Origin of the sequence: Actinophytocola xinjiangensis (genome assembly GCF_001921215.1) — a bacterium.
Taxonomy (GTDB): Bacteria; Actinomycetota; Actinomycetes; order Mycobacteriales; family Pseudonocardiaceae; genus Actinophytocola; species Actinophytocola xinjiangensis.
The window spans coordinates 324,501-338,096 of record NZ_MSIF01000004.1 but is presented as its reverse complement, the minus strand read 5'-3'; the positions used below and the strand labels follow the sequence as shown (position 1 = coordinate 338,096).

Sequence of the window (13,596 nt, the reverse complement as noted above, 5' to 3'; positions counted from 1 at the left end):
AACATGTGCGAATTTGGCGTGATCACTTGACAGTTAAGTTTCGGATGTGACTGAATTTGATCGGCGAGGTTGCGATGGGACGCGACCTCCGCGATGGCCAGGAGTGAGCCAATGACGGCTTTCCGTTCGCTTCGCCCCGTCCACCTCGCCGGCGCGGCCGTTCTCTGTGCCGCGCTGGTGCTGAGCGCGTGCACCAAGGCCGAGGACTCCGGCGCCGACCCGGCGGCCGACTCCACCGGCGGCGCCCAGGTCGCCGAGCCGGAGACCGCCGACGGCCCGACCTGCACCCTGGACCAGTACGGCGGCGAGCCACTGGACCTCACCGACGCGATCGTCGGCTTCTCCCAGTCGGAGAAGGAGGCCAACCCGTTCCGGATCGCCGAGACCCAGTCGATCAAGGACGAGGCGCAGGCCGCCGGGGTCAGGCAGCTGCTCACCACCAACGCCAACTCCCAGCTGGGCAAACAGATCTCCGACATCCAGGACATGATCAACAAGGGCGCGCAGGCACTGATCGTCGCGCCGCTGAACTCCGACGGGCTGGAGCCGGCGCTGGACGCGGCGCGGGCGAAGAACATCCCCGTGCTCACCATCGACCGGAAGGTCAACTCGACCCCGTGCGAGGACTACGTCGCCTTCCTCGGGTCCGACTTCGTCGAACAGGGCAAGCGCGCCGCGCAGGAGATGGCCGCCGCGCTGGGCGAGAAGGGCAAGGTCGCGATCCTGCTCGGCGCCTCGGGCAACAACGTCACCACCGACCGGACCAACGGGTTCGTCGACGAGCTGGCCAAGATCGCCCCGGACGTCGAGATCGTCGCCCAGCAGACCGGTGAGTTCGCCCGCGACAAGGGCCAGCAGGTGATGGAACAGATCATCCAGGCCCAACCGGACATCACCGGCGTCTACGCCGAGAACGACGAGATGGCCCTCGGCGCGCTGGTGGCCCTCAAGAGCGCCGGCAAGAAGCCCGGCGGCGACATCCACGTCGTGTCCATCGACGGCACGCGCAACGCCGTGCAGAAGATCGTCGACGGCGAGATGTACTCGGTGGTCGAGTCCAACCCCCGGTTCGGGCCGCTCGCGTTCGAGACGCTCCGGACGTTCCTGTCCGGCGAGCCGGTCGCCCAGGACATCGTGATCAGCGACAAGCTCTACGGCAGGGACAACGCCGCCGACGAGGTCGCGAACGCGTACTGACCTCGGACGGGACGGGCGCGCTGATGGAGCCGGTACTGGCCGCGACGGCCGTGAGCAAGCGTTTTCCCGGTGTCGTCGCCCTGTCGGAGGTCGATCTCACCCTCCACGGCGGCGAGGTCCATGCCCTCGTCGGGGAGAACGGCGCCGGCAAGTCGACCCTGATCAAGGTCCTGACCGGGGTGTACACCCCCGACACCGGCGAACTGACCTACCTCGGTGAGACGACCGGCTTCGGCCGCCCGGCCGACGCCCAGAACGCCGGGATCAGCACCGTCTACCAGGAGGTCAACCTCGTCGGCCAGCAGTCGGTGGCCAGCAACCTGTTCCTGGGCCGCGAACCCCGCACCCGCTGGGGCCTGCTCGACTTCCGTGCGATGAACCGCCGCGCGGCCGACCTGCTCGCCGGCTACGGCATCCGGGTCGACGTCACCCGGCCGCTGCGCACGCTGGGCATGGGTGTCCAGCAGATGGTCGCCCTCGCGCGGGCCGCCGACACCCGCGCCAGGGTGGTGATCCTGGACGAGCCGACCTCCTCGCTCGAACCCCGCGAGGTCGACACGCTGTTCACCGTCGTCGAGCGGCTGCGCGCCGACGGCGTCGCCGTCCTCTACGTCAGCCACCGGCTCGACGAGCTGTACCGGATCTGCGACCAGGTCACGGTCCTGCGCGACGGCCGGGTCGTCCACAGTGGACCCCTGGCCGGACTGCCCCGGCTCGGACTGGTCGCCATGATGCTCGGCCGCGACCTGGAGGAGGTCCGGCGCGATGGCGCGACGAAGTTCGAGGGCGAGCACACCGCCGAACGCGCCGAACCCGTGCTCACCGCGACCGGCCTGACCGTCAAGCACCGCCTCGACGGCGTGGACCTGGCCGTACGCCCCGGCGAGATCGTCGGGCTCGGTGGGCTGCTCGGCGCCGGGCGCAGCGAGACCGCCATGGCCATCGCCGGGGCGCTGCCGCTGGACTCCGGCGAGGTCACCGTCGAGGGCACCCGGCTGCGCACCGGCTCGGTGGCCGCCGCGATGCGCGCCGGCGTGGTGCTGCTGCCCGAGGACCGCAAGGCCGACGGCATCCTGCCGGACCTGTCGGTGCGGGAGAACATCGTGCTCGCCGCGCTCCCCCGGCTCTCCGCCGCCGGCCTGGTCTCCCGCCGCCGCCAGGACTCCATCGTGGACACGTTCGTCCGGCGGCTGCGGATCAAGGCCGCCAGCCCCGACCAGCGCGTCGGCGAACTGTCCGGCGGCAACCAGCAGAAGGTGCTGCTGGCCCGCCTGCTGTGCCTGGAACCCCGCCTGCTGCTGCTGGACGAGCCGACCAGGGGCATCGACGTCGGCGCCAAGGCCGAGGTCCAGGCCCTGGTCGACGAACTCGCCCGCGACGGTCTGGGGGTCGTGCTGATCTCCTCGGAGTTCGACGAGGTCGTCGAGGGCTCGGACACCATCGTCGTGCTGCGCGACGGCGCGGTCACCGCCCGCCTGACCGGAGAGGACGTCACCGAGGCCGCCCTGCTCGCCGCGCTGGCCGAGGAGGGCCCGGCGTGACCGCCGACCCGCGCGCCGAACCGCGAACTGGCCGGCTGACGGCGTGGCTGCGCGACAACGGCGTGTACGCGGCGGTGGCCGTCCTGGTCGGGTACAACCTGCTGTTCAGCGCGAACTTCGCCACCTGGGGCAACCTGGGCACCCAGGTCGTGCAGGTCGCGCCGGTGCTGATCGTCGCGCTGGGCATGGCGCTGGTCATCGGGACCGAGGGCGTCGACCTGTCGGTCGGCTCGGTGATGGCGGTCGCGGCGGCGATCCTGCCGCTCTACCTGGGGTACGGGTTCGTGCCGGCCGTCGGGCTCGCACTGGTCGCCGGGGCGCTGTGCGGGGCGTTGAACGGGACGCTGGTCGCGGTCGTCGGGATCCAGCCGATCGTCGCGACGCTGGCGTTGCTGGTCGGCGGGCGCGGCCTGGCGCTGGTGTTCGCCGACGGCCAGCTCACCGACATCCGCAACGACGACCTGCTGGCACTCGGTAGCGGAGAACTGCTGGGAATTCCCACGATCGGGTGGATCGCCGCGGTCCTGGCGGTGGCGGTGTGGCTGGTCGTGCGGTACACGACCTTCGGCCGCCAACTCGTCGCGGTCGGCGGGAACCGGTCGGCCTCGGCGCTGGCGGGGCTGCCGGTGCGCCGGGTCCTGCTGACCACCTACGTCATCAGCGGGGTGCTCGCGGCGGTCGCCGGGATCCTCGCCACCGCGCGGCTCACCGCGTCCGACCCGTCGGCCATCGGCACCCTCTACGAGCTGTCGGCGATCACCGCGGTCGTCGTCGGCGGCACGCCGCTGTCCGGCGGCCGGGTGCGGATCCTGGGCACGGTCGCCGGGGCGGTGCTCATGCAGCTGATCACCGCCACGCTGATCAAGCACAACCTCCCCGACTCCACCGCCCAGATCGTCCAGGCCGCGATCATCCTGGTGGCGGTCCACCTGCAGCGGGGGTCCCGATGACCAGCGCCACCGAGACCAGCGCCGAGACCAGGACCACCGAGACCAGGACCGAGCGGCTCGCCGGGCTCGTGCAGCGACGCGGCTCGATCGTCGTCCTGGCGCTCGTGGTGCTGGTGTCCTCGGTGTCGTTCGACTCGTTCGCCACGCTGGACAACGCGCGCAACATCGCCATCCAGTCCTCGTTCCTGGCGGTCGTCGCGCTCGGCATGACGTTCGTGATCATCTCCGGTGGCATCGACCTGTCGGTCGGCTCGGTGTACGCGCTGGGCGGGGTGCTCGCCGCCTACGGGATCCAGTGGGGCTCGCTGGTCGGGCTGGCGCTGCCGCTGGTGGTGTGTGGCGCGATCGGCCTGCTCAACGGCGTGCTGGTCGCCTACGGCCGGCTCGCGCCGTTCATCGTCACGCTGGCCACGCTGCTCGGCGCGCGCGGCCTGCTGCTGGCGATCACCGACGAGGGCGCCACCACCCGCCTGATGCCGCGCGAGGACTGGCTCACCCACCTCGGCCAGGGCACGTTCCTGGGGCTGGGCCTGCCGGTGTGGATCACGCTGGGCCTGTTCGCCGTCGGGGTCGTCGTCCTGGGCCGCACCCGGTTCGGGCACGCGACGCTGGCGATCGGCGGCAGCCGCGAGGCCGCGACGCTGATGGGCCTGCCGGTCGCCCGCGACACGATGCTGCTCTACCTGGGCAGCGGCCTGCTCGCGGGCCTGGCCGGCACGCTCGCGGCCGCCTACTCCGCCTCCGGCGTGACGATCGTCGGCGAGGGGCTGGAGCTGGACGCGATCGCCGCCGTGGTCATCGGCGGCACGCTGCTCACCGGCGGCGTCGGCACGGTCGGCGGGACGCTGGCCGGGGTGCTGCTGCTGCGCGTCATCCAGAACGTGATCAACCAGGTCGGCACGCTGTCCACGCACTACCAGTCGGTGGTCAGCGGCGCGTTCCTGGCTGTCGTGGTCGCCGTCCAGGCGTACCTGAGCCGCGCGCACCTGCGTGGCCGACGACGTTAGTCACCCACACGAGGAGGTTGCCGGAACTCATGAGGACAACCCTGCGCAGACGGTTGCTCGGCGCGCTCACGGCCACGGTCACCGCCGTGGCCCTGCTGCCCGCCGCCACCGCCACGGCCGCCCCCGACTGGCAGCCGGGCACCCCGCCGCTGAGCACCCCGTGGACCGACGAGGTCGGCCCGGACAACGCGCTGCCGGAGTACCCGCGCCCGCAGCTGACCCGCCCCGACTGGCGCAACCTCAACGGTGTGTGGGAGTTCGCCGGCGCCGGGTCGCTCGGCACGCCGCCGGTCGGGCAGACCCTGGCCGAGCGGATCCTGGTCCCCTACCCGGTCGAGTCGGCGCTGTCGGGGATCCAGCGGTCCGAGGACCGCATGTGGTACCGCCGCACGTTCGACGTGCCGACCGACTGGCGCGGTGACCGGGTGGTGCTGAACTTCGGCGCGGTGGACTACGTGTCGAAGGTGTGGGTCAACGGGAAGCTGGTGGCCGCGCACCAGGGCGGCTACGACAAGTTCAGCGCCGACATCACCGACGCGCTGCGCTCGCGCGGCAGCCAGGAGCTCATCGTCGGCGTCGAGGACCTCACCGACGCCACCTGGCAGCCGGTCGGCAAGCAGCGCCGCACCCCCGACCGGGGCATCTTCTACACCGGCAGTTCCGGGATCTGGCAGACGGTGTGGCTGGAGCCGGTGGCCGCCACGCACGTCACCAAGCTCGACATGACCCCGAAGCTGGCCGCCGGCAGCCTCACGCTCAACGCCAACACCGCCGGCGGCGCCGCGACCGTCGAGGCGGTCGCCTACGACGGCCGGCGCGAGGTCGGCCGGGTGCGGGGCCCGGCGAACAGTGATCTGGCGCTGCCGGTGCCCGACGCCAAGCTGTGGTCACCCGACTCGCCGTTCCTGTACGGCCTGAAGGTCCGGCTGCTCGACGGTCGCAAGAGGACTGTCGACGAGGTCGGTTCGTACTTCGGCATGCGCGAGATCGGCATGGCACCGGGCGCCGACGGCAAGCTGCGGATGACCCTCAACGGCGAGATCCTGTTCCACATGTCCACCCTGGACCAGGGTTTCTGGCCGGACGGCCTCCACACCGCGCCGACCGACGAGGCCCTGCGGTTCGACCTGGAGCAGCACAAGGTTCTCGGGTTCAACACCGTGCGCAAGCACATCAAGGTCGAGCCGGACCGCTGGTTCCACCACGCCGACCAGCTGGGGTTGATGGTCTGGCAGGACATGCCGGCGATGAGGACGTCGTCCACCGTCCCGCCGCCCTACGCGCGAACCCAGTTCGAGGCGGAACTGGCGACGATGGTCGAGCAGCACGACAACTGGACCTCGGTGGTGGCGTGGGTGCCGTTCAACGAGGGCTGGGGCGAGTGGGACCGGGTGGAGACCGGCCGGATCGCCGAGGAGGTGAAGGCCATGGACCCGAGCCGTCTGGTGAACGCCCACTCGGGCGTGAACTGCTGTGCGTCCAAGGGCGACTCCGGCAAGGGCGACATGATCGACCACCACGCCTATGTCGGCCCGGCGCAACCGGTCCCCGACGCCACCCGCGTGTCGGCCGACGGTGAGCACGGCGGTTTCGGTCTGGAGGTCGAGGACCACATGTGGTTCGGCGAGGGCCACGCCTACGAGATGACCCCCGACAGCGCGACGTTGACGCGTCGCTACGTCGAGAACCAGACCGATGTCCTGTCCTCGGCCCGCGACTGCGGCATCTCCGGTGCGATCTACACCCAGATCACCGACGTGGAACACGAGGTCAACGGGTTCTTCACCTACGACCGCCAGGTCGAGAAGATGGACTTCGCCCAGGTGCGGGCGATCAACGAGAAGATCATCGCCGAGGCCGACGGCACCGGCGGCGACGTCGAGCCGCCCGGCCCCGGCACGCCCGGCGCCGACGGCATCCACTACTACCCGTTCTCCGAGGCCACCGGCACCACCACCGCCGACGCCGTCGGCGACGCGGACGCCACCCTGGTCAACGGTCCCACCTGGACCGAGGGCCGCGACGGCACCGGCCTCCAGTTCGCCGGAGAATCCTTTGTGGACACCGGAGCGGCCCTGACCGACACCACCGGGAACTACTCGGTCGCGGCGTGGGTGAAGCTGGACAGCCTCGACGGCTTCGCCACCGCCGTCAGCCAGGACGGCACCAGCAACAGCGGCTACTTCCTCCAGTACTCGGGCGCGGACAACCGTTTCGCGTTCAGCTTCGTCGGCGTTCGGGCGTTGGCCCCGGCCGCCCCGGAGGTCGGCCGCTGGTACCACCTGGTCGGCGTCCGCGACGTCGTGTCCGGCACGCTGCGCCTCTACGTCGACGGCCAGCCGGCGGGTTCGGCCACCGCCTGCACCGCCGGCCCGTCGGAGGGCAACACGGTCATCGGCCGGGCCAAGTTCGGCGGCAACCCCGTCGACCACTGGCGCGGGGCGATCGACCAGGTCCACGTGTACGACCGGGCCCTGCCGGCGGTCGAGGTCGCCGACCTGTACGCGTCCGGTCGCTAGACCCGACTGATCAGCAAGGCCCAACGGCCCGGTGCGAACGTCAGCACCGGGCCGTTGGGGCACTTGCTGTCCCGCACCCCGACAGCCTCCACGCCGAGCGCGACCTCGACGCAGTTGGCGTCCGGCCCGCTGAAGCTACTCTTCCGCCAAACGGTGGGAAACCCCATCGGCTCGGGCATCGCGCTACCTCGCTCTCTCCATCTCTTCGGCGATTGCGAGCAGCAGCTCGCACGACTCCTGCTCGGCAAGCGCGCAGTCAATCGACCTCTCCGCAACCACCCTATATTCCTCCACCTCGTCCGGGGAGTCCGGGAACATCCCGGAACTGCGCCCTTCGATGAAGACAACCGTTGGCTCGTCGACGAAGTTGAGCAGTGCGAAGGCGCCCTGCAACGCAGGATGCGCCGCGACCCTGGTCGGTATGAGCCTCACTGAGACATGGCGCCGTTCGGCCTGTTGTGCCACGTGGCGCAACTGCCTTGCCATGACCCCGTGTCCACCAATCGGCTGGCGAAGGGCTGCCTCGCACATCACGAAGGTCAGTCCGGGTGGCTGCCAGCGGTCGAGGAGTTCCTGTCGGTGGAGTCGTCGCGCGATGCGGCCGGTGATCTGCGACTTGTCCACGCCGAAGGCCATCATCAGGGCGAACATGTACTCCGGGGTCTGGAGGAGTCCGGGCACCAGCAACGGCTCGATGTTGATGATGCGACTGGCTCGGGTCTCGAAGCCGAGGTAGGTGCGGGCCTGGTCGCTCATGTTGGCGTTGTTGACTTCCCACCAACCCTGGTCGGCGACCCCGATGGCCATCCGCATCACCCGGTCACGGTCGGTGCCGACAATGGCCATCGTCGCCAGAAGAGCTGACACCTCTTCGGGTGTGGTGTCGGGGCGTAGTCCGCGTTCCAGGCGACTCATCGTGTTCGGGGACCAGCCGAGCACCGTGCCGACCCGTTCCATGCTCAGGTTCGCCCGCTCCCGCAGTCGACGCAGTTCCATCCCCAGTCCGCGCGCCCCGACGGCCGCCTTCCGCGCCACTGTCATGTTCCACCAGTTCCTTGTCACGCCTCGACAAGAGGCTCACCGAATGCGTTCGCGAACCGCCGGAATTCAGCCATTCGCACATTTACCAACGGCGCACGTCGATGCCAATCTAACCGACGTCACCCACCAGACGACCCAGGCCCAACGCCTTGTCCGTCCCGCACAAGGAATGCAGATGACGCTCACTCCACCAGGAATCGCCCACCGCTGGACCGTTCTCGGTCACACCCCGGACCACTGGGAATGCACGATTATTCTCGACCTGCCCACGAGCGACAGCGAACACGTGACCATCCACCCCGCCGGCGTCACGAAGTACACGATCACCGCCGACCGCACCAGCATCAGGCGCCTGCACGATGCCATCAACACCCGAAACGTGTGCGCGATACCGGTTCAACACCCCGTCCACGGCCCGCGCCTGCTCTGCCTACGCCCCGTCGAAAGGTCATGGACCGAACGCCCGGCGGACGAACCACCGACGTCAGGCCCGGTGATGCTCTACCTCACCCTGCCCGATTCCGAGATCACCATCATCTTCCGGGGCAAACGCCGCCGAAATCTGACCACCGCACTTTCCGAAATCCTGCTGACCGACACCGCCTGAACGACCACCGTCAGTAATCCCCTGCGCTACACTTCCGCACTGGGGGCGTCGCCACGCGAGGGAGGCAACGACACATGTCTATCGACAACACCGCGAATCCCACCGGTCCCGCCCGCATGATCGTCGCCCCGGAGAAACTCCTCCACCTCAAACAGGGCTTCGAGGACGAGCGCGACCGGATCGCCAACTGGTTGCGGGAGAACTGGATGGACCTGCGCCACGTCGACCCGCCGGGCAGCGACCCGAGCAGCAAGGACACCATGGCCTTGATGTCACAGAATGGCGCGGAGGCAGTCAACGCGATCACGTCCTACGTCGACCGGCTCACGAACATCGTCAACAACCTGCACGACGACGCCGTGTCCTACGGACTCATTGAGGACGACAACGCACACGGTTTTCGGCAGGGGCTCACGTGACCATCACCAGAATCGCCGCAGGCCTGCTCGCCCTGCTGCTCAGCGGCTCCCTGGCCGCGTGCACCAGCACGTCCACCGGCGATCCCCGGCCCGCCCATACCTCAACCACGACGAGCGCCGAGACCAGCCGACCTCGCGAGATCAAGCTCGACGGGCTCGACCCCTGCGCCTTGCTACCCGAGGCCGACTACGCCGACTACGCCCTCGACAAGCCCGGGAAACCAGGCACAACCAAACGCGGCGAACCCGAATGCGTCTGGAACGGCGATGCCGGCTTCCTGGGCACAGTCCTCGTGACCTACGAGGGCGTGAACGCCCAACTGGGAAAACTCGGGAAGGTCCAGCTCACCGACCCGATCAACGACTTCCCCGCCTACACCGTCGTCCTGCCCGACACCGACGTCAGTATCTGCGCGGTCCTGGTCGACGTCGCCGACGGGCAGTACCTCGACGTTCAGGCGGGAGTTTTCGGGGACCGGCCAGGCATACCGCCGGCCTGTGAGTACGCACATCAGTTCGCCACCTCGGTCATGAGCACGTTGGTGGCGTCATGACTGGGGGTTCGATGAATGAGGCTGGTCACGCGGTGCTGGGGTACCGGTGGGAAGGCTACGACCACCAGACGCTCTACGACATGGTTCGCCTCGGGGCCGTGGGGTCGGCGGTGATCGACAGTGCCGAGCCGGCATGGGCCGAGGTCGTCACGATGCTCGGTGAGTCCGGGGATCGCCTCGATCGGTTGCAGCGGGAGGTCGGTGTGTCGTGGGAGGGGCGGGCCGCGGGCGCCATGGCGGGCAGCGTGTCACCGTTGAGTGCGTGGGTGTGGGACACCTCGGCGGCGGCCGGGCGCACGAACGCGAGCCTCACCCAGATCGCTGACGGGTTCTCGCGGACGTCGTACTCGATGCCCGAGCCGGTCGCGGTGCCGTCCCGGGACGGCGGGATCGCCGGTGACTTCGCCGGGATCGTGGCGGGCATGGCCGACGAGGACTCCGCCGAGTTCCAGGCCAGGGACGCCAAACAACTCGCCGTCGACCTGATGCACGCCTACGCGGCCAACAACGACGACTCCGTGGCCACCGCCGGGACCTTCACCGAGCCACCGTCGATCAGCACCGGTGGCCAGGAACTCGCCGGCGCGGGCGGTCGCGGCGGCGGGGTCGTCGACGGGCCCACCGCGTCCGGCGAACCGTCCGGTCACCCGTACCGGTCCGATGAGCCGAACGGTTCGGGCAGCGCGGGCAGGTCGGACAATCCGGGAAGGACCACCGCTGCGGAGAGCACCGGTTCGGATGGCGGCGGTCCCGGCACCATCGGAAGACCGGGAGATGTCGACCTGCCGGGAGCGGGCAGTGCCGTCGAACCCCGCGATCCGAGCACGGAGCCCGCCAGCACCACCGCCCAGAACTACCCGCCCACGCGGTCGATCCCCGGCGCGCCGCCCGCCGCCAGCCCGTTCCCGCCCGTCACCGGAGTCCTGAGCGACCCAGGCCGCCCCGGACCGGTCGGCGGCCCGGGAGTCGGACCGGGGATGGGCCCCGGGACCACCTCCGGCGGCAACACCCCTCGAACCTCACCCCACGGCGCCGGCTTCGGACCCCTGGGCACCGGCAAGTCCCACGAGGACAGGGAACACACCTCCCCCGACTACCTCCGCGCCCCCCACGAGGACTTCTGGGACGACCACCCACCCGTCGCGCCCCCGGTCATCGGGGTCGACGAGTAGCGCACGGCGACCATGGGGGAAGCAACCACTCTCAGCCACCTCGAATACGACGTCCTCTGGGAGCATCTGCGGCTCGGCCCGTTCCCACCGGTGCTCACCGTCGCGTCGCCGGGCGTCACGGTCGGGGAGCGGGCGGCGCTGCGGGACGGGGCGTGGGCGTCGCTGGCCGCGAAGGGGCTGCCGGACGACCGGCTCGCGCGTCGGCTCTCCCGCCTCGCCCGGCCGGAGTGGGAGATCGACGCGAGGCTGCGGCTGTCCGCGCACGGCCCGCGCACCTCGGTGCTGGCCGCCCGGGTCGGGCGCAGTGCCACCGTGGCGGTCCTGGACGGGGACGCGCTGGCGTTGTGGGCGGCCCGACCAGACCAGCTGGTGTCCGAGACGGTGGGTCTGCTGCCCGGCCACCCGCCGGGCACCGGTGCCTCGGTCACCCTGCCGGGCGCGGTGCTGGACCACGCCGCCGCCCGTGCGGGGGCCGATCGCCTGCGGTTCGTGCGGGGGCTGGTGTCCCAGGGGCTCGGCCGGGACGAGTCCCGCAAGCTCGGCGACGTGCTCGGTGGCGTGGTCCGGCACGGCAGCTTCGGTGCGGCCCGCACCCCGGCCGGCGGGAGCCGGCGGCGGGCGTCGCACGTCGTCAGTGTCTTCGACACCGCAGACGGCCGGTATGTCGCGGTGCGCAGGAACGACTGGGTGACGTTGCTGCCCGGCACCGAACAAGCCCTCACCCGCCAGCTCGACGAGCTGCTCGACGAGCTGACCCCTCACCCCTGACGGTGGGGAGGTGGGACGCCGAACGCCATCAGCATGGCTCGGTCACGCTCGGCGCCGACCACACCCATCGTCGCCAGCAGGGCCGCGACTTCCTCGGGTGTGGTGTCCGTGCGCCGGCCCCGTTCCAGCCGACTCACCGTGGTGGTCGACCAGCCGAACACCGCGCCGACCCGTTCCCTGCTCAGGTTGGCCCGTTCCCGCAGGCGGCGCAGCTCCATTCCCAGCACGCGTGCCCCGGCGGCCGCTCGACGCGCCATCGCCCCGATCCCCGTCCCGCTCAGTCGGGCAGCACCAGGCCTTCGCCCAGTTGGTAGAGCGTGTCCACCGGCACCGCGCCGCTGAGGTGGACCGGCCGGCCGTCGACGGCGTCGAGCACCGTCAGCACGTGGTAGCCCTTGCCCTGGTCCTCGACGAGGGTCTCGTGGCCCTGCACGGGCTCACCGGGCGTTCCCTCGGGCTTCCCGGCGCTGTCCGGGGTGCTGACCACGATCATCTCGGAGGTCTCGCAGCTGCCGAGCAGGTAGCTCGTGCTGAGTTTCGTCCGCAGGTCCGACGGCGGGTCGACGCTGAAGGCGCACATCCGGATCCCGTCGGGCAGCTCACCCAACCCGTACTCGGGGGTGAGCACGGTGGTGCCGGGGAACTGGAGGTTCTCGGCGATCCGGCGGGCGATCCCGGACAGTTCCTCCTGGGTCGCCGAGGTGTCCCACTGCGCGGACACGAGCACGTAGACCATGCTGCGGTCCGGGCGTTCGACGTAGAGCGTCGAGCTCTCGAACCCCTCCGGAACGTTGAAGACCGTCGACTCGACGGCCCGCTTCCCACCGATGGTGATCCGGCGGCCGGGATCGGGATGGAGGCTGTTCACCGCGTCCTGCAACGAGTACTGCTTGTTCTCGGTCACGGTGATGTTGAGGACCCGCTCGCCGGAGCGGACCGACAGCATGTAGTCGCCGTTGTAGACCGGGGCGTCCGAGTCCGCGGAGCCGCCCACGCTGATCCGCTGCGTGGTGTAGGTGACCTCGCCCGGTGGCAGCCAGCCCAGCGTGAAGGGCATCCGCAGCTGGTCGACGGCCGGCGCGGTGGCCGTTGAGGTGGCCGGTGCGGCGGTGTCGCCGGGAGTCGGTTCGGTCCGGTTGAGCCCGATGACGGTCACGCCGGCGACGGTCAGCGCGACCACCCCGGCGGCGACGGTCAGCGGTCGGATCACCGGGCGCCGGCGGTCGATGCGCTTCCTGGCGCCGGCCAGGACCCGTTCGCTGTCGGGGGCGTCCGGTTCGTGGGCGGTGAACGTGTCGGTGATCAGCTTCTCGAGGTTCATCAGCTCTCCCCCGCCTGGACCAGGTGCTCGGCGGCCAGGCCGTGTCGCAGTGTCGTCAGTGCCTTGTGGGCGTGGGCGCGCACGGTCGACCGCGCGCAGCCCAGCAGGTCGGCGATCTCGACGTCGTCGAGCCGCTCGTAGTAGCGCAGGACCAGCACGGCCCGCTGGCGCCGGGGCAGCCGGGCGAGGCGCTGCCACAGGTCCTCGCGCAGGGCGTGCTCGGCGGTGAAGTCGTCGGGGCGGGCGCGGTCGGGCACCTCGTCGGCCACCACCAGTCGGGTGGACCGGCGGCGCCGCCACGACAGGTAGCCGTTGGTGACCATCCGCAGCACGTAGCGGTCGGGGTGGTCGGCGTCACTGATCCGCGACCAGCGCCGGTAGAGGGTGACCAGCACGTCCTGCACCAGATCGGCGGCCTGCTCCCGCTCCCCGGTGAGCATGGTCGCGTACCGCAGCAGCCGCGGCAGGTGCGCCCGGACGAAGTTCTCGTAGTCAGTCAT

The 13,596-nt window shown here is 70.4% G+C and carries 15 protein-coding genes; 10 read left to right on the top strand and 5 right to left on the bottom strand.

The genetic code is table 11. The annotated features are described in order from the left end of the window. Positions 1 to 111: 111 nt before the first annotated feature. The 5 genes from BLA60_RS12005 to BLA60_RS11985 are packed head-to-tail and all read left to right on the top strand — an operon-like array spanning position 112 to position 7,214. Complete coding sequence (locus BLA60_RS12005) at positions 112 to 1,197, top strand: ABC transporter substrate-binding protein (protein WP_075132886.1); 1,086 nt, start codon at positions 112 to 114, stop codon at positions 1,195 to 1,197. A gap of 23 nt (positions 1,198 to 1,220) precedes the next feature. Beyond that, positions 1,221 to 2,738 carry a sugar ABC transporter ATP-binding protein gene (locus tag BLA60_RS12000; protein WP_075132885.1) on the top strand — a complete coding sequence of 506 codons (1,518 nt, stop codon included), beginning with the start codon at positions 1,221 to 1,223 and terminating at the stop codon, positions 2,736 to 2,738. After that, a complete protein-coding gene (locus BLA60_RS11995; protein WP_075132884.1) occupies positions 2,735 to 3,688 on the top strand; it encodes an ABC transporter permease in 954 nt (317 codons plus the stop codon). The genes BLA60_RS12000 and BLA60_RS11995 overlap by 4 nt, the downstream gene beginning before the upstream one ends. Further along, positions 3,685 to 4,695 (top strand): ABC transporter permease, encoded by a 1,011-nt coding sequence (locus tag BLA60_RS11990; RefSeq protein ID WP_075132883.1) that lies wholly within the window; start codon positions 3,685 to 3,687, stop codon positions 4,693 to 4,695. The genes BLA60_RS11995 and BLA60_RS11990 overlap by 4 nt, the downstream gene beginning before the upstream one ends. A gap of 29 nt (positions 4,696 to 4,724) precedes the next feature. Beyond that, on the top strand, positions 4,725 to 7,214 hold the full coding sequence (locus BLA60_RS11985; RefSeq protein ID WP_075132882.1) for a LamG-like jellyroll fold domain-containing protein: 2,490 nt from the start codon (positions 4,725 to 4,727) through the stop codon (positions 7,212 to 7,214). Here BLA60_RS11985 and BLA60_RS11980 read toward each other — a convergent pair. Further along, complete coding sequence (locus tag BLA60_RS11980) at positions 7,211 to 7,381, bottom strand: DUF397 domain-containing protein (RefSeq protein WP_154814303.1); 171 nt, start codon at positions 7,379 to 7,381, stop codon at positions 7,211 to 7,213. The genes BLA60_RS11985 and BLA60_RS11980 overlap by 4 nt on opposite strands. A 16-nt stretch (positions 7,382 to 7,397) precedes the next feature. Beyond that, a complete protein-coding gene (locus BLA60_RS11975; protein WP_154814289.1) occupies positions 7,398 to 8,276 on the bottom strand; it encodes a helix-turn-helix domain-containing protein in 879 nt (292 codons plus the stop codon). Between the two features lie 154 nt (positions 8,277 to 8,430). On the opposite strand from BLA60_RS11975, the gene BLA60_RS11970 reads away from it, so the two are divergent. The 5 genes from BLA60_RS11970 (at position 8,431) to BLA60_RS11950 (ending at position 11,775) form a co-directional block, all read left to right on the top strand. Continuing rightward, a complete protein-coding gene (locus BLA60_RS11970; RefSeq protein WP_154814288.1) occupies positions 8,431 to 8,862 on the top strand; it encodes a hypothetical protein in 432 nt (143 codons plus the stop codon). 74 nt (positions 8,863 to 8,936) lie between these two features. Then, positions 8,937 to 9,281, top strand: a complete 345-nt coding sequence (locus BLA60_RS11965; protein WP_075132878.1) for a PE domain-containing protein — start codon at positions 8,937 to 8,939, stop codon at positions 9,279 to 9,281. Beyond that, positions 9,278 to 9,835, top strand: coding sequence for a DUF3558 domain-containing protein (locus BLA60_RS11960; RefSeq protein WP_075132877.1), 558 nt, complete (start codon positions 9,278 to 9,280; stop codon positions 9,833 to 9,835). Before BLA60_RS11965 ends, BLA60_RS11960 begins: the two co-directional genes overlap by 4 nt. A gap of 11 nt (positions 9,836 to 9,846) precedes the next feature. After that, complete coding sequence (locus tag BLA60_RS11955) at positions 9,847 to 11,007, top strand: PPE domain-containing protein (protein WP_162292945.1); 1,161 nt, start codon at positions 9,847 to 9,849, stop codon at positions 11,005 to 11,007. 12 nt (positions 11,008 to 11,019) lie between these two features. Next, complete coding sequence (locus BLA60_RS11950; protein ID WP_075132875.1) at positions 11,020 to 11,775, top strand: ESX secretion-associated protein EspG; 756 nt, start codon at positions 11,020 to 11,022, stop codon at positions 11,773 to 11,775. Here BLA60_RS11950 and BLA60_RS11945 read toward each other — a convergent pair. From BLA60_RS11945 to BLA60_RS11935, 3 genes are read right to left on the bottom strand one after another with little or no spacing between them, the layout of a single operon-like run. Further along, a complete protein-coding gene (locus BLA60_RS11945; protein WP_084734852.1) occupies positions 11,766 to 12,032 on the bottom strand; it encodes a helix-turn-helix domain-containing protein in 267 nt (88 codons plus the stop codon). The genes BLA60_RS11950 and BLA60_RS11945 overlap by 10 nt on opposite strands. A 20-nt stretch (positions 12,033 to 12,052) precedes the next feature. Beyond that, on the bottom strand, positions 12,053 to 13,096 hold the full coding sequence (locus tag BLA60_RS11940; RefSeq protein WP_075132873.1) for a hypothetical protein: 1,044 nt from the start codon (positions 13,094 to 13,096) through the stop codon (positions 12,053 to 12,055). Next, positions 13,096 to 13,596: a SigE family RNA polymerase sigma factor gene (locus BLA60_RS11935; protein ID WP_075132872.1), complete on the bottom strand. Its 501-nt coding sequence runs from the start codon at positions 13,594 to 13,596 to the stop codon at positions 13,096 to 13,098. The genes BLA60_RS11940 and BLA60_RS11935 overlap by 1 nt, the downstream gene beginning before the upstream one ends.

Bases quoted from the DNA above. Each gene is read 5' to 3' on its own strand.
- BLA60_RS12005 (WP_075132886.1), top strand. From the start codon at position 112: ATGACGGCTTTCCGTTCGCTTCGCCCCGTCCACCTCGCCGGCGCGGCC.
- BLA60_RS12000 (WP_075132885.1), top strand. From the start codon at position 1,221: ATGGAGCCGGTACTGGCCGCGACGGCCGTGAGCAAGCGTTTTCCCGGT.
- BLA60_RS11990 (WP_075132883.1), top strand. From the start codon at position 3,685: ATGACCAGCGCCACCGAGACCAGCGCCGAGACCAGGACCACCGAGACC.
- BLA60_RS11985 (WP_075132882.1), top strand. From the start codon at position 4,725: ATGAGGACAACCCTGCGCAGACGGTTGCTCGGCGCGCTCACGGCCACG.
- BLA60_RS11980 (WP_154814303.1), bottom strand. From the start codon at position 7,381: ATGGGGTTTCCCACCGTTTGGCGGAAGAGTAGCTTCAGCGGGCCGGAC.
- BLA60_RS11970 (WP_154814288.1), top strand. From the start codon at position 8,431: ATGACGCTCACTCCACCAGGAATCGCCCACCGCTGGACCGTTCTCGGT.
- BLA60_RS11965 (WP_075132878.1), top strand. From the start codon at position 8,937: ATGTCTATCGACAACACCGCGAATCCCACCGGTCCCGCCCGCATGATC.
- BLA60_RS11955 (WP_162292945.1), top strand. From the start codon at position 9,847: ATGAATGAGGCTGGTCACGCGGTGCTGGGGTACCGGTGGGAAGGCTAC.
- BLA60_RS11950 (WP_075132875.1), top strand. From the start codon at position 11,020: ATGGGGGAAGCAACCACTCTCAGCCACCTCGAATACGACGTCCTCTGG.
- BLA60_RS11945 (WP_084734852.1), bottom strand. From the start codon at position 12,032: ATGGCGCGTCGAGCGGCCGCCGGGGCACGCGTGCTGGGAATGGAGCTG.
- BLA60_RS11940 (WP_075132873.1), bottom strand. From the start codon at position 13,096: ATGAACCTCGAGAAGCTGATCACCGACACGTTCACCGCCCACGAACCG.
- BLA60_RS11935 (WP_075132872.1), bottom strand. From the start codon at position 13,596: ATGACTGACTACGAGAACTTCGTCCGGGCGCACCTGCCGCGGCTGCTG.